15 protein-coding genes and 2 tRNA genes are annotated in these 18,711 nt (G+C 68.1%); 8 read left to right on the top strand and 9 right to left on the bottom strand.

Annotated elements, in window-relative coordinates; all coding sequences use genetic code 11:
* The first annotated feature begins 135 nt into the window (after positions 1 to 135).
* The 5 genes from gyrB to ACAG20_RS08640 all read left to right on the top strand — a co-directional run bounded on the left by gyrB (position 136) and on the right by ACAG20_RS08640 (position 7,088).
* A complete protein-coding gene (gene gyrB / locus ACAG20_RS08660; RefSeq protein WP_370492243.1) occupies positions 136 to 2,151 on the top strand; it encodes a DNA topoisomerase (ATP-hydrolyzing) subunit B in 2,016 nt (671 codons plus the stop codon).
* Between the two features lie 60 nt (positions 2,152 to 2,211).
* Positions 2,212 to 5,967 (top strand): intein-containing DNA gyrase subunit A, encoded by a 3,756-nt coding sequence (gyrA, locus tag ACAG20_RS08655; protein WP_370492242.1) that lies wholly within the window; start codon positions 2,212 to 2,214, stop codon positions 5,965 to 5,967.
* A 48-nt stretch (positions 5,968 to 6,015) separates the two neighbouring features.
* Positions 6,016 to 6,867: a DUF3566 domain-containing protein gene (locus tag ACAG20_RS08650; RefSeq protein WP_370492241.1), complete on the top strand. Its 852-nt coding sequence runs from the start codon at positions 6,016 to 6,018 to the stop codon at positions 6,865 to 6,867.
* Positions 6,868 to 6,929: 62 nt separating this feature from the next.
* Positions 6,930 to 7,003 (top strand) — tRNA-Ile (locus ACAG20_RS08645).
* A gap of 12 nt (positions 7,004 to 7,015) precedes the next feature.
* Positions 7,016 to 7,088: transfer RNA gene (locus tag ACAG20_RS08640), tRNA-Ala, on the top strand.
* 68 nt (positions 7,089 to 7,156) lie between these two features.
* Here the strand turns inward: ACAG20_RS08640 and cwsA are convergent.
* Positions 7,157 to 7,582, bottom strand: a complete 426-nt coding sequence (gene cwsA / locus ACAG20_RS08635) for a cell wall synthesis protein CwsA (protein WP_370492240.1) — start codon at positions 7,580 to 7,582, stop codon at positions 7,157 to 7,159.
* 39 nt (positions 7,583 to 7,621) lie between these two features.
* Here cwsA and ACAG20_RS08630 point away from each other — a divergent pair, with 39 nt between their 5' ends.
* Positions 7,622 to 8,170, top strand: coding sequence for a peptidylprolyl isomerase (locus tag ACAG20_RS08630; RefSeq protein ID WP_112689178.1), 549 nt, complete (start codon positions 7,622 to 7,624; stop codon positions 8,168 to 8,170).
* A 19-nt stretch (positions 8,171 to 8,189) separates the two neighbouring features.
* On the opposite strand, the gene ACAG20_RS08625 is transcribed toward ACAG20_RS08630, so the two are convergent.
* The gene (locus ACAG20_RS08625) at positions 8,190 to 8,525 is read right to left on the bottom strand and encodes a PH domain-containing protein (protein ID WP_370492239.1); all 336 of its coding nucleotides are present in this window, start codon (positions 8,523 to 8,525) and stop codon (positions 8,190 to 8,192) included.
* Between the two features lie 236 nt (positions 8,526 to 8,761).
* Positions 8,762 to 9,043 (bottom strand): cell division protein CrgA, encoded by a 282-nt coding sequence (gene crgA, locus ACAG20_RS08620; RefSeq protein WP_013826956.1) that lies wholly within the window; start codon positions 9,041 to 9,043, stop codon positions 8,762 to 8,764.
* Between the two features lie 93 nt (positions 9,044 to 9,136).
* Between crgA and ACAG20_RS08615 the strand changes: the two genes are divergently transcribed.
* Positions 9,137 to 9,889 (top strand): DUF881 domain-containing protein, encoded by a 753-nt coding sequence (locus ACAG20_RS08615; protein WP_112689174.1) that lies wholly within the window; start codon positions 9,137 to 9,139, stop codon positions 9,887 to 9,889.
* Positions 9,890 to 9,926: 37 nt separating this feature from the next.
* Complete coding sequence (locus ACAG20_RS08610; protein WP_370492238.1) at positions 9,927 to 10,625, top strand: aminodeoxychorismate/anthranilate synthase component II; 699 nt, start codon at positions 9,927 to 9,929, stop codon at positions 10,623 to 10,625.
* Positions 10,626 to 10,643: 18 nt separating this feature from the next.
* Here the strand turns inward: ACAG20_RS08610 and pknB are convergent, their stop codons facing one another.
* From pknB to ACAG20_RS08580, 6 genes are read right to left on the bottom strand one after another with little or no spacing between them, the layout of a single operon-like run.
* Positions 10,644 to 12,518, bottom strand: coding sequence for a Stk1 family PASTA domain-containing Ser/Thr kinase (pknB, locus tag ACAG20_RS08605; protein ID WP_370492237.1), 1,875 nt, complete (start codon positions 12,516 to 12,518; stop codon positions 10,644 to 10,646).
* On the bottom strand, positions 12,515 to 13,747 hold the full coding sequence (locus ACAG20_RS08600; RefSeq protein WP_370492236.1) for a protein kinase: 1,233 nt from the start codon (positions 13,745 to 13,747) through the stop codon (positions 12,515 to 12,517). The genes pknB and ACAG20_RS08600 overlap by 4 nt, the downstream gene beginning before the upstream one ends.
* Positions 13,744 to 15,222, bottom strand: a complete 1,479-nt coding sequence (gene pbpA / locus ACAG20_RS08595) for a D,D-transpeptidase PbpA (protein WP_370492235.1) — start codon at positions 15,220 to 15,222, stop codon at positions 13,744 to 13,746. The genes ACAG20_RS08600 and pbpA overlap by 4 nt, the downstream gene beginning before the upstream one ends.
* On the bottom strand, positions 15,219 to 16,715 hold the full coding sequence (locus tag ACAG20_RS08590; RefSeq protein WP_370492234.1) for an FtsW/RodA/SpoVE family cell cycle protein: 1,497 nt from the start codon (positions 16,713 to 16,715) through the stop codon (positions 15,219 to 15,221). The genes pbpA and ACAG20_RS08590 overlap by 4 nt, the downstream gene beginning before the upstream one ends.
* Positions 16,712 to 18,178 carry a protein phosphatase 2C domain-containing protein gene (locus ACAG20_RS08585; RefSeq protein WP_370492232.1) on the bottom strand — a complete coding sequence of 489 codons (1,467 nt, stop codon included), beginning with the start codon at positions 18,176 to 18,178 and terminating at the stop codon, positions 16,712 to 16,714. The genes ACAG20_RS08590 and ACAG20_RS08585 overlap by 4 nt, the downstream gene beginning before the upstream one ends.
* Positions 18,175 to 18,642, bottom strand: coding sequence for an FHA domain-containing protein (locus ACAG20_RS08580; RefSeq protein WP_112688905.1), 468 nt, complete (start codon positions 18,640 to 18,642; stop codon positions 18,175 to 18,177). Before ACAG20_RS08580 ends, ACAG20_RS08585 begins: the two co-directional genes overlap by 4 nt.
* Positions 18,643 to 18,711: the final 69 nt, after the last annotated feature.

Raw genomic sequence — 18,711 nt, 5'->3', positions numbered from 1 at the left:
CCAGATGGGTGGAAACGCCCTGAGAAAATACCCGCCGCGGCCGCTTCACGGTAGACTGTCCGGGTATCCCCCCGCGCATCCGGTGATGTGGTGCGCCGAATGCTTGCTCTAGACCTTGAGGAGAGCTCCCCGACCGTGGCTGCCCAAAACAAATATGGTGCCGATTCGATCAAGGTTCTCGAAGGCCTCGAAGCCGTCCGCAAACGACCCGGTATGTACATCGGCTCCACGGGTGAACGCGGCCTGCATCACCTGATCTGGGAGGTCGTCGACAACGCCGTCGATGAGGCGATGGCCGGCTACGCCAGCAAGGTCGCGGTGCGCATCCTCGAAGACGGTGGCGTCGAGGTCACCGATGACGGCCGCGGCATCCCGGTGGCCATGCACGCGACCGGAATTCCGACCGTCGACGTCGTGATGACCGTCCTGCACGCCGGCGGGAAGTTCGAAGAGGGCGCCTACAGCGTCTCCGGTGGGCTGCACGGCGTCGGCGTCTCGGTGGTCAACGCGCTGTCGACCCGGCTGGAAGCCGATATCTGCGTCGACGGTCACGAGTGGTTCCAGACCTATGACAAGTCGCTCCCCGGAACGCTGAAGAAGGGCGACAAGACCACGAAGTCCGGCACCACCATCCGGTTCTGGGCGGACCCGGACGTCTTCGAGACCACAAACTACGACTTCGAGACCGTAGCGCGGCGGTTGCAGGAGATGGCGTTCCTCAACAAGGGCCTGACCATCGAGCTCACCGATGAGCGGGTGCGGACCGAAGAAGTCGTCGACGAGGTCGTCAGCGACACCGCCGAAGCGCCGAAGTCCGCCGAGGACAAGGCCGCCGAAGCCGAGGCGCCGCACAAGGTCAAGCACCGCGTCTTCCACTATCCCGGTGGCCTGCGTGACTTCGTCGCGCACATCAACCGCACCAAGACCGCCATCCACCCGACCATCATCGACTTCGACGGCAAGGGAACCGGACACGAAGTCGAGATTGCCATGCAGTGGAACGGCGGCTACTCCGAATCGGTGCATACCTTCGCCAACACCATCAACACCGCCGAGGGTGGCACCCACGAAGAGGGGTTCCGCTCGGCACTGACCAGCGTGGTCAACAAATACGCCAAAGACAAGAAGCTGCTCAAGGACAAGGATCCCAACCTCACCGGGGAGGACATCCGCGAAGGCCTGGCAGCGGTCATCTCGGTCAAGGTGTCCCAGCCGCAGTTCGAGGGCCAGACCAAGACGAAACTGGGCAACACCGAGGTGAAGTCGTTCGTCCAGAAGGTCTGCAATGAGGAGCTCAGCCACTGGTTCGAGGCCAACCCGGCCGAAGCCAAGGTGGTCATCAACAAAGCGGTGTCCTCGGCTCAGGCGCGCGAGGCCGCGCGCAAAGCCCGGGCGTTGGTGCGCCGCAAGAGCGCCACGGATCTGGGCGGGTTGCCCGGCAAGCTGGCCGACTGCCGATCGAACGACCCCACCAAGTGCGAACTGTATGTGGTGGAAGGGGATTCGGCGGGCGGCTCGGCCAAGAGCGGCCGCGACTCGATGTTCCAGGCGATTCTGCCGTTGCGCGGCAAGATCATCAACGTCGAGAAGGCCCGAATCGACCGGGTGCTCAAGAACAACGAAGTCCAGGCGATCATCACCGCGCTGGGCACCGGTATCCACGACGAGTTCGACATCTCCAAACTGCGCTACCACAAGATCGTGCTGATGGCCGACGCCGACGTCGACGGCCAGCACATCGCGACCCTGCTGTTGACGCTGCTGTTCCGGTTCATGCGGCCGCTCATCGAGAACGGCCACGTCTTCTTGGCACAGCCGCCGCTGTACAAACTCAAGTGGCAGCGCGGCTCCGAGCCCGAATTCGCTTACTCCGACCGGGAACGCGACGGCCTGCTCGAGGCGGGCAAGGCCGCCGGCAAGAAGATCAACACCGAAGACGGCATTCAGCGGTACAAGGGCCTGGGTGAGATGGACGCCAAGGAGTTGTGGGAGACCACGATGGATCCGACGGTGCGGGTGCTGCGCCAGGTCACCCTCGACGACGCCGCCGCGGCCGACGAACTCTTCTCGATCCTGATGGGCGAGGACGTCGAGGCTCGGCGCAGCTTTATCACACGCAACGCCAAAGACGTTCGCTTCCTGGACGTTTAGGGATGTGTCGCGATGCCGGCGCCATCCGACCTGCCTGACCGCTGACTGAACGAGGAACAGATGACAGACACCACGCTGCCACCCGGGGACGACTCGGTGGAGCGGATCGAACCGGTCGACATCCAGCAGGAGATGCAGCGCAGCTACATCGACTACGCGATGAGCGTGATCGTGGGCCGTGCGCTGCCCGAGGTCCGCGATGGCCTCAAGCCGGTGCACCGGCGGGTGCTCTACGCGATGTTCGACTCCGGGTTCCGGCCGGATCGCGGCCACGCCAAGTCGGCGCGCTCGGTCGCCGAGACGATGGGTAACTACCACCCGCACGGTGACTCGTCGATCTACGACACCCTGGTGCGGATGGCCCAGCCGTGGTCGCTGCGCTACCCGCTGGTCGACGGCCAGGGCAACTTCGGCTCGCCGGGCAACGACCCGCCGGCCGCGATGCGTTACTGCGTCACCGCGGATGCTGTGGTGCGGTTGCCTTTTGGGCAGGCCGTACGGATCGGTGATGTCGTCGGTGACGCCCGACCCAACTCCGACAACGTCGTTGAGTTGAAGGTCGTGGACCGGCACGGCAACCCGGTGGTCGCCGACCGACTGTTTCACTCCGGTGAGCATCAGACCTACACGGTGCGGACCGCCGAGGGTTACGAAGTAACCGGTACGGCGAACCACCCGTTGTTGTGCCTGGTGGACGTCGCGGGCGTTCCGACCCTGCTGTGGAAGTTGGTCGAGGAAATACGGCCGGGTGATCGCGTTGCGCTGCAACGGACCCCGCCGGCCGAGTTCGGGTCCGCCGACTGGCAGCCGACTATGGAAGCGCTGCTGGCCGGCGCCTTCCTCAGCGAGGGCGTCGTCTCCGAGGGCCGTGCCGGCTTGAACAACCTCGACGCTGATTACTTCGAGATGGTGGTGACGGCCTACGACGCGGTCGTGGGCGGCCCGCGGTATGTATCGCATCGCCCGATCAAGTCGGGGTCGCTGCTGCATGAACTCGATGTCCACGATCTTTCCGACTTGAAGGAGTCACGGCTGGCAGAACTCGTCGGGCAGCGGTCGGCGGGGAAGTCGATACCGGAATGGATCTGGCGTTCGCCGGCGGCTGTCAAGCGGGTGTTCCTGCGGGCGCTATTCGAAGGAGACGGTTCCTGCTCGTCCCTACCGCGTAACGGGATCCAGGTGTCGTACTCCACCCGCAGCCAACCCCTTGCCAAGGACGTGCAGCAGATGCTGCTCGAGTTGGGGGTGATCTCCAAGCGGTACCGGCACGCCAGCGGCGAACACAAGGTTGTCATTACCAACCGCGGGCAGGCTGAGTTGTTCGCGAGCCAGGTCGGCTTCGGCGGCGCCAAACAGCAGAAGCTGGTCGGCATGCTGTCGTCGCTGCCGCCATGCGCCGGTATGGACGATGATCACGTTCCGGGCCTGGGTGCATTCATCCGCACGCAAGGCGGTGGCCGCTGGGTCGACAAGGACTGGCTGAACCGCCACAACATCGACCGGCTCGCTCGATGGCGGCGCGATAGCGCCGAGATCCTTTCGCGTATCGCCGACCCGGACGTCCGCGCGATCGCTTCCGAGCTCACCGACGGGCGGTTCTACTACGCCGAGGTCGCCTCGGTCACCGATGCCGGCGTCCAGCCCGTCTACAGCCTGCGGGTGGACACCGAGGACCACGCCTTCATCACCAACGGGTTCGTCAGCCACAACACCGAGGCTCGCCTGACCCCGCTGGCCATGGAGATGCTGCGCGAAATTGACGAGGAGACAGTCAATTTCGTCCCGAACTACGACGGTCGGGTGCAAGAGCCGACCGTGCTGCCCAGCCGGTTCCCGAACCTGCTGGCCAACGGGTCCGGCGGCATCGCGGTCGGCATGGCGACCAACATCCCGCCGCACAACCTGCGTGAACTGGCCGAAGCGGTGTTCTGGTGCCTGGACAACCACGACGCCGACGAAGAGACCACCCTGGAAGCGGTGATGGAGCGGGTCAAGGGCCCGGACTTCCCCACCTCGGGGCTGATCGTCGGATCGCAAGGCATCGGCGACGCCTACCGGACCGGGCGCGGATCCATCCGGATGCGCGGGGTGGTCGAGATCGAGGAGGATGCCCGCGGGCGGGCACTGCTGGTCATCACCGAACTGCCCTACCAGGTGAACCACGACAACTTCATCACGTCGATCGCCGACCAGGTGCGCGACGGGAAACTCGTCGGTATCGCCAACATCGAGGACCAGAGCAGCGACCGGGTGGGGCTGCGCATCGTCGTCGAGGTCAAGCGCGACGCCGTGGCCAAGGTGGTGCTGAACAACCTCTACAAGCACACCCAGCTGCAGACGAGCTTCGGCGCCAACATGCTCTCGATCGTCGACGGGGTGCCGCGCACGCTGCGACTGGATCAGATGATCCGCCACTACGTCGCCCACCAACTCGACGTGATCGTGCGCCGCACCACCTACCGGCTGCGCAAGGCCAACGAACGCGCGCACATCCTGCGCGGCCTGGTCAAGGCGCTCGACGCCCTCGACGAGGTGATCGCACTGATCCGGGCGTCCGAGACCGTCGACGTGGCACGTCAGGGCCTGATCAGCCTCCTCGACATCGATGAGATCCAGGCGCAAGCGATCCTGGACATGCAGCTGCGGCGGCTGGCCGCGCTGGAGCGCCAGAAGATCATCGACGACCTGGCCAAGATCGAGGCCGAGATCGCCGACCTGGAAGACATCCTCGCCAAGCCCGAACGGCAGCGCGCGATCGTGCAGCAGGAACTCGGCGAGCTCGTCGAAAAGTACGGTGACGACCGTCGTACCCGGATCATCGCCGCCGACGGCGATGTCGCCGACGAGGATCTGATCGCCCGCGAGGACGTCGTCGTCACGATCACCGAAACCGGCTACGCCAAGCGCACCAAGACCGACCTTTACCGCAGCCAGAAGCGCGGCGGCAAGGGCGTGCAGGGCGCCGGGCTCAAGCAGGACGACATCGTGGCGCACTTCTTCGTCTGCTCGACCCACGACTGGATCCTGTTCTTCACCACGCAGGGCCGGGTGTACCGCGCCAAGGCCTACGACCTGCCGGAGGCGCTGCGCACCGCTCGCGGCCAGCACGTCGCCAACCTGTTGGCCTTCCAGCCCGAGGAGCGCATCGCCCAGGTCATCCAGATCAAGAGCTACGAGGACGCGCCGTACCTGGTGCTGGCCACCCGCAACGGCCTGGTCAAGAAGTCCAAGTTGACCGACTTCGATTCGAACCGGTCCGGCGGGATCGTCGCGATCAACCTGCGCGAGGGCGACGAGCTGGTCGGCGCGGTGTTGTGCTCCGCCGAGGATGATCTGCTGCTGGTCTCGGCCAATGGGCAGTCCATCCGGTTCTCGGCGACCGACGAGGCGCTGCGCCCGATGGGCCGAGCCACCTCCGGCGTGCAGGGCATGCGGTTCAACGCCGATGACCGGCTGCTGTCGCTCAATGTGGTCCGCGATGACACCTACCTGCTGGTGGCCACCGCCGGCGGCTACGCCAAGCGAACCGCGATCGAGGAGTACACCGCCCAGGGTCGCGGCGGCAAGGGCATCCTGACCATTCAGTACGATCCCAAGCGGGGCCGGCTGGTCGGGGCGTTGATTGTCGACGATGACAGTGAGCTTTACGCAATCACCTCCGGGGGCGGGGTGATCCGGACCGCGGCGCGGCAGGTTCGCAAGGCCGGGCGCCAGACCAAGGGCGTTCGGTTGATGAACCTGGGTGAGGGCGACACACTGATAGCGATCGCACGAAACGCCGACATAGAAGCGGTCGACGAGGACTCGGATAGCTGAACGACAAAATCCGGACCGCGGGGCGGCTCGGGGAGGTAAGGAGCGTCAGTGAGCGCACCGAATGAGCCGGGGCACCCGGGCAGCGGTCCGGGCCAAGCGGAAGCCGCCGGCAGCGGGCCGGCCGACGCCGCGGGTCAGCGGCCGGTGAGTCGGCCCGGCCGGATCGCCGATACCGGCGAGCCGCCACCGTGGCAGCGCGGCGGGCAGAACCGGCCGCCGGCGGCTGTCAGACCGGCTGATCCGGCCCGACCGGCCGAGCCGGCCCGATCGGCCGAGCCGAACGCGGCGGGCCACTCCCCCGGTGTAGACGAGCGGCTGCGCCGGTTCGTTTCCGGCACCGCAGCCCCGGGTGCGCCGCAGCCGGCCAAACCGGCCAAACCGGCCAAGCCCGCCAAGCAGACCGCCAAGCCGATCCAGCCGCCGGCGGCGCCGGCCGCGCACGCCGCTACCGACGACGCCTACGGCAGCGAGCTGCCGGATCTGTCCGAACCGGCTCAGCGTCGACCCCCCGCCCGGCGCACGCAGGTGTCGGCCGGGCCGCGCGGTCCGGTTCGGGCCAGCATGCAGATCCGGCGGATCGACCCGTGGAGCGCGCTCAAGGTGTCGCTGCTGTTGTCCACGGCGCTGTTCTTCGTCTGGATGATCGCCGTCGCGGTGCTCTACGTCATGCTGGGAGCGATGGGCGTCTGGAGCAAGCTGAACAGCAACGTAGGCGATCTGTTGACGAACAACAGTGCCGCAGAACTGGTTTCGGGTAGTTCGATCTTCGGCGGTGCCGCCTTGATCGGACTGGTCAACGTGGTCGTGCTGACCGCGATGGCCACCCTGGGTGTGGTGATCTACAACTTGAGCACCGACGTCGTCGGCGGCGTCGAGGTGACGCTGGCCGATCGGGACTGACCGGCATTTTGGCCGGGGGGCGTCGGGTGCGGTAATCTCGGCGCTCGGTCGTAGTCGACTACGGGCCTATAGCTCAGGCGGTTAGAGCGCTTCGCTGATAACGAAGAGGTCGGAGGTTCGAGTCCTCCTAGGCCCACGAGTCCCATCCGGGGCCTTAGCTCAGTTGGTAGAGCGCTGCCTTTGCAAGGCAGATGTCAGGAGTTCGAATCTCCTAGGCTCCACAGCGCCGCTTTCAACGGCATCCAGTCACCCGGCAGACGGCGGTGGCCGGGCTGTGCCCGCCGAACACCTACACCTTGGGGTGCGCGTCCACGCTCGGTGGGCGCGGCGAGGGTTCCTCTGGCCGGCTCGAACGGCTGATCGCAACCGCCACAGCACCGCCCACCAGTAGCGCTGCGCCGACCGCCCCGGTGATCACCCAGGACCGGCGGAGCCGGCGTCGGGGCGACCGGCCCTCGAGCACGTCGGGCAGCCCGGAGACCACCTCCTGGGCGGCCGCCAACTCCCGCGCGGCGGCATCGGCGGCGTCGGCCACGTGGTCGGCCAACCGGCTGTCCCGGTAGCGCTGGCGCAGTTGCACCGCGCCACGGTGAACGGCGGCCCCGCCGAGGCCGACAGCGCCGCGTGCCACGTCGACGGGCCCGCCCGCAGTGTGCGCCAGGCCCCGGGTCAGGCGCTCTCGGTGGGTCAGCTGGGTCTCCTTGGACAGACGCATGATCCAACGCTACCCGTGACGCAGCCCACGCCGCCGGGAATGGCACACTGTGATGCCATGACCACCAGCCCTATCGCCACCGCAACCGCCACGATGCACACCAACCGCGGCGACATCAAGATCGCGCTGTTCGGCAACCACGCCCCCAAGACCGTCGCCAACTTCGTCGGCCTGGCGCAGGGGACCAAGGAGTACTCCACCACCAACGCCTCCGGCGGCTCGTCGGGCCCGTTCTACGACGGCGCGGTGTTCCACCGGGTGATCGGCGGCTTCATGATCCAGGGCGGAGACCCGACCGGCACCGGCCGCGGCGGACCCGGGTACAAGTTCGAGGACGAGTTCCACCCCGAGCTGGTGTTCGACAGGCCTTATCTGCTGGCGATGGCCAACGCCGGTCCCGGCACCAACGGCTCGCAGTTCTTCATCACCGTGGGCCAGACCCCGCACCTGAACCGCAAGCACACCATCTTCGGCGAGGTCGTCGATCCGGACTCGCGCGGCGTCGTCGACGCCATCGCCAACACGGCGACCGACCGGGGCGACCGGCCCACCGAGCCGGTGGTGATCGAGTCGGTCACGGTCTCCTAGCGCGGTTGTTCGGACGCTGTCAGGGGCCGGTGTAGCCGGCCGCCGACAGGACAGCGAACACGTCGCGGGGATCGGTGCCCAGATCCCAGCGGGACAGGATGAGCAGATCGTCGTCAGCCGTCTCGATCTCCAGCAGGTGTTGCGTCCGCCCGATCCGCTGGAAGTCGGTGACGCGGACCCGGGTGAGGTCGCCGGGGGTCAGCAGCCGGGTGCGCCACCAGCCGCGCAGGGCCAATCCCTGACCGGTTAGCGCCAGCCGTGGCCGCGACCGCCAGGAGAAACCGGCAAACACCAGCATTCCGATTCCGGCGAGGCCGGCCAGCAGCCGCCCCGGCAAGTCTGTGGCGAGCGTCACAGCACTGATAGCTAACACCGCGCCGGCAAGCGCGCAACCAGCGATTCCGCGGGCGGGCGGCGCCCACTGGGTTTGCTGGCGGCGTTCGTCAGTCAATGCGACCTGCGGTTTTGAGGTTATCTACAGGGGTTGTCCACAATGGGGATGAATCACATCGTTGTGATTGGGCAACCGCTTGGTTACCCAGCTGGCATCGCCGACGACATGACATAACCGAAATCCCAGGCCGGATCGGCTCAACGCCACCGCATGGTGAGCAACAGCCCGGTGATCATGAAAGCAAACGCGATCGCGTAATTCCACGGGCCCAGCTCGGCCATCCAGTTCAGCGCCGCCGGGGTGTCCAACCCGGTGGCGGCCAACTGATACACCATCAGCCACACCAGCCCGAAGAGCATCAGCCCTAGAAACAGCGCGACGAACCAGACGCTCGACGGCCCGCCCTTGACCTTGACCGGGGTGCGGCTCACCGACGAGGGGGTGAAGCTGGTCTTCTTGCGAACCTTCGACTTGGGCATCGGTACCTCGGGACAGTGCGGCGGTGAAGCTGCGAGTATGGGTCGCGTACGAGATTAACCCAGCCGGGCACCCACCCGAGAATTGGAGAGCCGATGAACGGCGCGTCCCCGGGCCGCAGTTCCGCATGGCGGATCGGCGTCCCGCTGGTGTGTCTGTCGGCCGGACTGCTGTTGGCCGCCACCCACGGGGTCTCGGGGGGCAAGGAGATCCGCCGCGGTGACGCGCCCCGCCTGGTCGATTTGGTCCGTGCCACCCAGTCCACGGTCGAAGAGCTCACCGACAACCGGGACACGCTGGCCGAGGCCGTGGGCTCGGTGCACGGCCGGGGCGCCGGTGCGGCGCTGTCAGCGATGCGCAACCGGACCGATCAACTGGCCGAGGCCGCCGGGTTGGGGGCCGTCTACGGGCCCGGCCTGGTGGTGACACTCACCGATGCCCAGCGCGACGCCAACGGTCGCTTCCCCCGAGACGCCTCCCCCGACGACCTCGTGGTCCACCAACAGGACATCTCGGCCGTGCTCAACGCGATGTGGAGCGCCGGCGCGGAAGCCATCCAGATGCAGGATCAGCGGATCACCGCGGAGTCGGCGCCGCGGTGCGTCGGCAACACCCTGCTGCTGGGCGGCCGGACCTACAGCCCGCCCTATGTGATGACGGCGATCGGCGACCCCGACGCGATGCAGGCCGCGTTGGCCGCCGCTCCCCTGGTCACGCTCTACAAGCAGTACGTGATCCGGTTCGGCCTGGGCTACAGCGAGCAGGTCAGCACGGATCTGCAGGTGGTCGAGACGCCGAGACCCGCCCGGATGCGCTACGCCGTCCCGGCCGGCCCGATCGACTACTGAGCCCTGCGGGCCGGCAACGCGACGGTAGCCTGTCAGCGTGCGGATCCTGGTCGTCGACAACTACGACAGCTTTGTGTTCAACCTGGTGCAGTACCTGGGCCAGTTGGGTGTGCAGGCTGCCGTCTGGCGCAACGACGACGCCCGGCTGGCCGGCCCGGCCGCGCGGGACCAGGTGGTGGCCGACTTCGACGGCGTATTGCTGAGCCCCGGACCGGGCACCCCGGAGCGCGCCGGGGCGTCGATCCCGGTGGTCGAGGCGTGCGCCGCGGCCCGGATCCCGGTGCTGGGGGTCTGTCTGGGCCATCAGGCGATCGGTGTCGCGTTCGGCGCCACGGTGGGGCGTGCGCCGGAATTGTTGCACGGCAAGACCAGTACCGTCTTCCACTCCGACACCGGGGTGCTCAAGGGTCTGCCGGACCCGTTCACCGCCACCCGTTACCACTCATTGACGATCCTCCCCGAGACGTTGCCCGCCGCGCTGGAGGTCACCGCCCGCACCCGCGGCGGGGTGATCATGGGGGTGCGGCACACCGGGCTGCCCATCCACGGCGTGCAGTTCCACCCGGAGTCCATCCTCACCGAGGGCGGTCACCGGATGCTGGCCAACTGGCTGGAGGCCTGCGGCTATCCGTGCGACGAGGCGTTGGTGCAGCGGCTGGAGGACGAGGTCGCCGCCACCGTGCAGAGCGCCCGCAGCCCCGCCGGTGGGGCGCAGCCGATCGCAAGCGCGACGTAGTCGGGCGCAGCGGGTCGGCTATTGGCCGAAGCGCAGCGTGATGTTGCCGTCGGTGTTGACGCCCTGGCCGGCCGCGGGACTCTGGTAGACCACCCGGTTGTGGCCGGAGCCGCCGGCGTCGACGTCGGCGCCCTTGATCAACATCCCGGTCCAGCCCAGCGCCCGTAGCTGCGGTTCGGCATCGGTCCAGAACATCCCGGCCAGATCCGGCATGACGAACTGGTTGCCGCGCGACACCTGCAGCTCGATCACGCCGTCGACGGGTGCGGTCTCACCGCTCGGCGGGCTGGTGCCGATCACCACACCGGCCGGGCGCGGACTGTCCACCGCCACCTCGGTGATCTTGGTGAAGCCATAGACGGTCAGGTTCTTCTGCGCGAGCTCCACCGTCTGGCCGGTGACGTCCGGGACGGGTTTGGTGGCCGGGCCGGAGCCCATCACGATCACGATCTCATTGGTGATCGCGGTCGTCTGGTTGGCCGGCGGGTTGGTGCCGACGACCTTGTCCTTGAGTTCGGGTGTGGAAGGCGAGTCGACCTGCTTGAACTTGCCGAAGCCGGCGGCGGTGAGCTTCTTGACCGCGTCGGCGTAGCTCAGCGAGGCCACGTCGGGCACCTGCCGCTGCTCGGGGCCGTAGGACACGTTGACGGTGATCTTGTCGCCCTTGTTCGCCGGGGCGCCGGCGGGCGGCTCGGTGCTGATCACGTGATCGGGCGGCACGTCGGAGTCGGCGCGCTGCTCGGTGCGGGTCTTGAAGCCCTTGTTCTGTAGTTCGGCGATCGCGTCGACCGACGCCCGGCCGCTGACGTCGGGCACCTGAATCTGGTGGGTGCGGCCGCCGAAACTGTTGATCGACACCGTGACGATGACCGTCAGCACCGCCAGCACGATCGCCGCTATCAGCCACCGGCCCACCGAACCCGGCCGCTCCTGGCCGAAGTCGAGTTCCTGGCGCGGCAGCGGATCGGTGTGAGCCCCGGAGCCGGCCCCCGCCCGGGAGGCCAGCATGGAGGCGCGATCGGCCTCGGTGAGCACCCGCGGAGCTTCCGGCTTCTCCCCGTTGTGCACCCGCACCAGGTCGGCGCGCATCTCGGCGGCCGTCTGGTAGCGGTTGTCGGGATTCTTCGCCAGCGCCTTGAGCACCACCGCATCCAGGTCGGCCGATAACCCTGGCTGCCGCTGCGACGGCGGCACCGGATCTTCGCGGACGTGCTGATAGGCGACCGCCACCGGTGAATCACCGATGAAAGGTGCGTCGCCGGTGAGGATTTCGTACAGCACGCAGCCCAGCGAGTACACGTCCGAGCGAGCGTCGACGGGTTCACCGCGGGCCTGCTCGGGCGACAGGTACTGGGCGGTGCCGATCACCGCCGCCGTCTGGGTGACGCTGTTGCCGGCGTCGGCGATCGCGCGGGCGATGCCGAAGTCCATCACCTTCACCGCGTTGTGCTTGTCGATCATGATGTTGGCCGGCTTGACGTCGCGGTGGATGATGCCGTGCTGGTGGCTGAAGTTCAGCGCCTGGCAGGCGTCGGCGATCACCTCGATGGCGCGGATGGGCGGCATCGGGCCGTCGTTCTGCACGATGTCGCGCAGCGTCACACCTTCGACGAGTTCCATCACGATGTAGGGCAGCGGACCGGCCGGGGTGTCGGCTTCCCCGGTGTCGTAGACGGCGACGATCGCCGGGTGGTTCAGCGCGGCGGCATTCTGCGCCTCGCGGCGGAACCGCAGATAAAAGCTCGGGTCGCGGGCCAGGTCGGCACGCAATACTTTGACCGCCACATCGCGGTGCAGCCGGGTGTCGACCGCGCGGTGCACCTCCGACATGCCGCCGAAGCCGAGGATCTCACCGAGTTCATAGCGGTCGGAGAGCCGCTGCGGGGTGGTCATCGTGCAACCTTCGACCAGGTCCAGCCCGAGGAATGCGCGGGCGGAGCCGCCGGTTGCGACTCGACGTTGGACGACTCGACCGGCGGACCGCCGGTGTCGGTGACGGTCGCCGGGGCCAGCGAGCCGCCCGGACTCTTGGCGTTGACCACGATCAGCACCGCGATGATGATCGCCAGCGTGCCCAGCACTCCGGCCGCCCACAGCAGGGCGCGCTGCCCGGCGGTGAAGGTGCGCCGGGGCGCCGGCGGACGGTGGTTACCGGTACCGGTGCGGGCCCGCCGCGCCGCGGTGGCGCGCGCCGACACCGGTGGGGCGACCCGGGTTGCCGCCGTCGACGGGATCGCCGAGGGCGCGGCACGTCCGGCGGGCAGGGATTGGCTCGGCCGCGGCGGCCGCCGGCCGGACCGCACCGCGGCGACCGCATCGGCGAACGGGCCGCCGCTGCGGTAGCGCATGGCGGGGTTCTTGGCCAGCGTGATCTCGATGAGCTCCCGCACGTTGGGTGGCAGTTCGGCCGGCAGCGGCGGGGGCGGCTCCTTGATGTGTTTCATGGCCACGGTCAGCGCGCCGTCGCCGGTGAAGGGGCGGCGCCCGCACAGCACTTCGTAGCCGACGACACCGAGGGAGTACACGTCGCTGGCCGCGGTGGCGTCCTGCCCGAGCGCCTGTTCCGGCGCGATGTATTGGGCGGTGCCCATCACCATGCCGGTCTGGGTGACCGGGGCGGCGTCGACGGCCTTGGCGATACCGAAGTCGGTGATCTTCACCTGGCCGGTGGGCGTGATCATGATGTTGCCGGGCTTGACGTCGCGGTGCACCAGCCCGGAGCTGTGCGCGACCTGTAGTGCCCGACCGGTCTGCTCGAGCATGTCCAGCGCGTGCCGCAGCGACAGCCGCCCGGTGCGCTTGAGCACCGAATTAAGCGGCTCGCCGTTGACCAGCTCCATCACCAAAAACGCGGTGCGGCCTTCGCCGTCCAGGTCGGTCTCGCCGTAGTCGTGCACGCTGGCGATGCCGGGATGGTTGAGCATGGCGGTGTTGCGCGCCTCGGCGCGGAACCGCTCGATGAACTCCGGGTCGGAGGAGAACTCGGGTTTGAGGACCTTGACCGCGACGCGTCGGCCCAGTCGGTTGTCCACGGCTTCCCACACCTGGCCCATGCCGCCGGTGGCGATGAGCCGCTGCAACCGGTAGCGCCCGGCCAGCGCCGCCCCGACCGCCGGACTCATGATCGCCCCTGTAGTGCGGCTTCGATGACGGCGCGCCCGATCGGCGCGGCCACCGCCCCGCCGGTGGCGGCCAAGCGGTCGCCGCCGTCCTCCACGACAACGGCGACGGCCACCTTGGGGGCGCTGGCCGGGGCGAAAGCGATGTACCACGCGTGCGGCGGAGTGTTCCGCGGATCGGTGCCGTGCTCGGCTGTTCCGGTCTTCGACGCGATCTGTACGCCCGGGATGGCCCCCTCCTGCTGGGTCACTTTCTCGGCGTCGATCATCAGTTCAGTTAGCTTAGCCGCGACCTGCGAAGACACCGCACGGCGTTGTTCGCGCGGTTGCGTCGTCGCGATGCCGGCCAGATCCGGCCCTTCCAACCCCGCGACCAGGTAGGGCTGCATCGTCAACCCGCCGTTGGCGATGGTCGCGGCGATCACCGCGTTCTTCAGCGGCGTCACCGCGACATCCTTCTGGCCGATGCTGGTCATCCCCAGCGCGGCGGCGTCGCGGATCGGCCCGATAGTGGACTCGGCCACCTGCAGCGGGATGGGTTCGGGCGTGATGTCGAACCCGAACCCCTGGGCGGTGTTCCGCAGGGCGTCGGAGCCGGTGCGGATACCCAACTGGACGAAGGCGGTGTTGCAGGATCGGGCGAACGCCACCCGCAGCGGCACGGTCTGTTCATTGCCCTCGCAGGTGTTGCCGCCGAAGTTCTCCAGCTTGACGGTGCTGTCGGGCAGGGCGATGCGCGCGGCGTTGGTCAGCTGCTCGTTCTCGCTGATGCCGGCCTGCAGCGCGGCCGCGGTGGTGATCACCTTGAACGTCGACCCGGGTGGGTAGGTCTCGCTGATGGCGCGGTTGGTCAGCGGCGAGTCGGGGTTGTCGCGCAGCCGCTGCCAGGCCTGGCCCTGCTGAACCGAGTCATGCGAGGACAACAGGTTGGGGTCGTAGGACGGTGTGGACACCAGCGCCAGGATCTTGCCGGTGGACGGCTCCAGCGCCACCACGGCTCCTCGGCAGCCGCCGTCGCAGCCGCTGCGCATCGCTTCCCAGCCCGCCTGCTGCACCCGCGGGCGGATGGTGGTCTCGACGGTGCCGCCGCGGGGGCTGCGGCCGGTGAAGAAGTCCGCCAACCGCAGCCCGAACAGCCGCGGGTCTGATCCGTTGAGCACGGTGTCCTCGGCGCGTTCGAGCCCGCTGCTGGAGTAGCGCAGCGAATAGAACCCGGTGATCGGCGCGTACACCTCCGGGTCGGGGTAGACGCGCTGGTATTTGATCCGGCCGCCGGTGGCGATCGAGTAGGCCAGCAGTTGCCCGGAGGCGGTGATCTGGCCCCGCTGGCGGGAGTATTCGTCGAGCAGCACCCGCTGATTTCGCGGGTCGGTGCGCAACCCGTCGGCGGCGAAGACCTGGGTCAGGGTGGCGTTGCCCAACAGCAGCACTATCAGCGCCATCAGGGTCATCGTGACGCGGCGCAGCGAGGTGTTCATACGCGCTCGATCACCGCCGTGCCGGTATCGCCGATCGGGGTGGTGCGCTGCGGCTGGGTGCTCAGCGGGCGACGCGCGGCGTGCGAGACGCGCAGCAGGATCGCCAGTAGCACGTAGTTGGCCAGCAACGACGACCCGCCGTAGGACAGCCACGGCGTGGTCAGCCCGGTCAGCGGAATCAGTTTGGTCACTCCCCCGACCACGATGAACAGCTGGATGCCCAAGGTGGCGGCCAGGCCGGCGGCCAGCAGCTTGCCGAAGCTGTCTCGGACGGCGATTGCGGTCCGCATGCCGCGCACGATCACGATCGTGTACAGGATCAGCACACCGGCGAGCCCGACCAGACCCAGTTCCTCACCGAACGCGGCGATGATGAAGTCCGTCGACGCCGCGGGCACGTATCCGGGCTGACCGTTGCCCAGTCCGGTGCCGAAGATGCCGCCGGTGGCGAAGCTGAACAACGACTGCACCATCTGATAGCCGGCGCCCTCGGGGTCGGCAAAGGGGTCCATCCAGGTCTGTACCCGCACCCGGACATGGCTGAACAGGAAGTACGCCGCGACGCTGCCGGCAGCGAACAACAGCAGCCCGATCACCATCCAGCTGAACCGTCGGGTGGCCAGGTACACCACCACCAGAAACGACGCGTACAACAGCAGCGAGGTGCCGAGGTCCTTTTCGAAAGCCATCACGGCCACGGAGATCACCCAGGCGGCCAGCAGCGGCGCCAGGTCGCGCGGCCGCGGCAGGTTCATGCCCAGGACGTGTTTGCCGGCGCTGGTGAACAGCCGGCGCTTGGAGACCAGCACCGCGGCGAAGAAGATCAGCAGCAAGATCTTGGAGAACTCGGCGGGCTGAATAGAGAAGCCGGGCAAGCGGATCCAGATCTTGGCGCCTTGTCGCTCCGACAGCGAGGCCGGCAACAGGGCGGGGATCACCAGCAGCACCAGGCCGACCACGCCGCAGATGTAGCCGTTGCCGGCGAGCAGGCGGTGGTCTTTGAGCAGCTCGAGCACCAGGGCGAAGACGATGACGGCGACCAGCGTCCACAGCATCTGGGCGCCGGCGCCCGGGCGGCCGTCAGCGGCGTCGGCCCCGACGCCGAGATCGATGCGGTGGATCATCACCAGTCCGAGCCCGTTGAGCAGGGCCACCACCGGCAGCAGCAGCGGATCGGCGTAACGTGCCGAGCGCCGAATGACCAGGTGCGCGAAGCTGAACAGCACCAGAAACGCCGTCCCGTAGCCGACCAGATCCCAGCGCAGCCCCTGTTCGTGGCCGGCCTCGACGATCAGCATCGCCACCGCGATGATCACGGTCGCGAAGCACAGCAGCAGGAATTCGGCGTTGCGTCGATCCGGCAGCGCCGGGATCAGCGTCACCGCGGGCTGCGGCTCTGTGCTTGATGCGCGCCCCCCCTTCTCATCGCTGGGTGCCCCTTGCCGCTGCGCGCCGGGGGGTGCCCCCACGGGATCGTCGCCGGCGCGGCTCATGAGGCCGCCCGGCAGTCGGTCCCCGGTTCTGGCGGGGCCGGCGGCAGGTTGGTCAGCGTCGGCAGGTGCGGCACCCCCGAGGTCGGCGTGCGTTGCGCGGGGCCGGGCCGCGGACCGGTCGGCGCCGGGCCGGGATCCGGTGCGCGCGAGGGCGCCGAACCACCGTCGCCGGTCTTCCCGGTGGCGCTCCGCGACGGACACGGCGGCAACAGCGAGTCCCGGGCCAGGTTGCGCAGCTGGGTGATCGCGTCGTCGAGCGTGCCGGCCGGCAGGCCGTTGCTGACCTGCTGGCGCGCCGGCGGACGCAGATCCTGCAACGTCATCAGCCGGCAGGACAGCTTGTCACCGGATTGGCTGAAGCTGATCTGCACCAGGTCCCCGCGGCTATCGAGGCAACCCAGCAGGTAGGGCTCCTGCAACGGCAGACCGAGAATCGAACCCTGCACACCGCGCATGATCGCCACGGTGTTGCCGTAGGCGGTGACGTAATAGTTGGTGCGGACGATCGCCCGCCCGATCATCAGGGCAGCGGCCAGCAGGATCAGCAGCAGCATCGCGATGACGAATTTGCGGCGCCGGGAGCGTGGCGGCCGCGACAGGGTTTCGATCCGCGGCAGCACCCGTTTGGCGACGGTCTTGCGCGGGGAGATCGCCGATGCCCGGCCGGCGGCGGTGTTGAGGGCGGTCAGGTGATCATCGTCGCTGTCGGAGACCGCCCCGGCCAAGATCGGCTGGGTCTGGCCGTAGTCGACGTCGACGACGTCGGCCACCACCACGGTCACGTTGTCGGGCCCACCGCCGCGCAGCGCCAGCTCGATCAGCCGCAGCGCGCTCTCATTGACGTCGGGGATCTCCAGCGCCTCGTGGATGGTCTCGGTGCTCACCGGATCGCTCAATCCGTCCGAGCACAGCAGGTAGCGGTCGCCGGCCTTGGCCTCGCGCATGGTCAGCGTCGGCTCCACCTCGTGGCCGGTCAACGCCCGCATGATCAGGGAACGCTGCGGATGGCTGTGGGCTTCTTCTGCGGTGATGCGGCCCTCGTCGACCAGGGTCTGAACGAAGGTGTCGTCCTTGGTGATCTGGGTGAGTTCGCCGTCGCGCAGCAGATACCCGCGCGAGTCGCCGATATGGGCCAGCCCCAGCCGGGGGGCCGCGAACAGGATCGCGGTCAAGGTGGTGCCCATGCCCTCGAGCTCGGGATGTTCCTCGACGTATGCCGCGATCGCCGAGTTCCCCTCCTGCACCGCAGCTTCCAGTTTCGCCAGCAGGTCGCCACCCGGCTCGTCGTCGTCGAGGTGGGCCAGCGCGGCGATAACGAGCTGGGAAGCGACCTCACCGGCCGCGTGCCCGCCCATGCCGTCGGCCAGCGCCAGCAGCCGGGCACCGGCGTACACCGAATCCTCGTTGTTGGAGCGCACCAGGCCGCGGTCACTGCGGGCGGCGTAGCGCAGCACCAGGCTCACCGGCGGAGCTCGATCGCGGTCTTGCCGATTCGTATCGGCGTCCCGACGGGAACCCGTACCGCTGTGGTGACCTTCACCCTGTCAAGGTAGGTGCCGTTGGTCGAGCCGAGGTCTTCGACATACCATTCCGATCCTCGTTGAGACAGGCGGGCGTGCCGCGCGGAGGCGTAGTCGTCGTTGATCACCAGGGTGGAGTCGTCGGCGCGGCCGACCAGAACCGGCTGGTCGCTCAGCGCGATCCGGGCCCCGGTGAGGGGCCCCTCCGTCACCACCAGGTGGCGTGCGCCGGCGCGATGCTGCCGCGAGGGCAGCAGCACGCCCCGGATCGACAGGCCGCGGCGAACCATCACCGCACCGGTCGGCGCGTAGATGTCGGTCCGCAATATGCGCAGCACCGACCAGATGAACAGCCACAGCAACGTCAAAAAACCGGCTCGCGTCAGCTGCAGCACCAGTCCCTGCATCCGGCGTCCTCTCCGTCCTTGCGCCGTCCATGTCGTGCTCCCATGGCGGAGCACTTCGGCAAAGTCACG

This window comes from Mycobacterium sp. pW045 (assembly GCF_041287085.1).
Classification (GTDB): Bacteria; Actinomycetota; Actinomycetes; order Mycobacteriales; family Mycobacteriaceae; genus Mycobacterium; species Mycobacterium algericum_A.
This window is presented reverse-complemented; position numbering and strand designations above follow the sequence as displayed.

Bases quoted from the DNA above. Each gene is read 5' to 3' on its own strand.
- gyrA (WP_370492242.1), top strand. From the start codon at position 2,212: ATGACAGACACCACGCTGCCACCCGGGGACGACTCGGTGGAGCGGATC.
- cwsA (WP_370492240.1), bottom strand. From the start codon at position 7,582: ATGCGTCTGTCCAAGGAGACCCAGCTGACCCACCGAGAGCGCCTGACC.
- ACAG20_RS08630 (WP_112689178.1), top strand. From the start codon at position 7,622: ATGGCACACTGTGATGCCATGACCACCAGCCCTATCGCCACCGCAACC.
- crgA (WP_013826956.1), bottom strand. From the start codon at position 9,043: ATGCCCAAGTCGAAGGTTCGCAAGAAGACCAGCTTCACCCCCTCGTCG.
- ACAG20_RS08615 (WP_112689174.1), top strand. From the start codon at position 9,137: ATGAACGGCGCGTCCCCGGGCCGCAGTTCCGCATGGCGGATCGGCGTC.
- pknB (WP_370492237.1), bottom strand. From the start codon at position 12,518: ATGACCACCCCGCAGCGGCTCTCCGACCGCTATGAACTCGGTGAGATC.
- ACAG20_RS08600 (WP_370492236.1), bottom strand. From the start codon at position 13,747: ATGAGTCCGGCGGTCGGGGCGGCGCTGGCCGGGCGCTACCGGTTGCAG.
- pbpA (WP_370492235.1), bottom strand. From the start codon at position 15,222: ATGAACACCTCGCTGCGCCGCGTCACGATGACCCTGATGGCGCTGATA.
- ACAG20_RS08590 (WP_370492234.1), bottom strand. From the start codon at position 16,715: ATGAGCCGCGCCGGCGACGATCCCGTGGGGGCACCCCCCGGCGCGCAG.
- ACAG20_RS08580 (WP_112688905.1), bottom strand. From the start codon at position 18,642: ATGCAGGGACTGGTGCTGCAGCTGACGCGAGCCGGTTTTTTGACGTTG.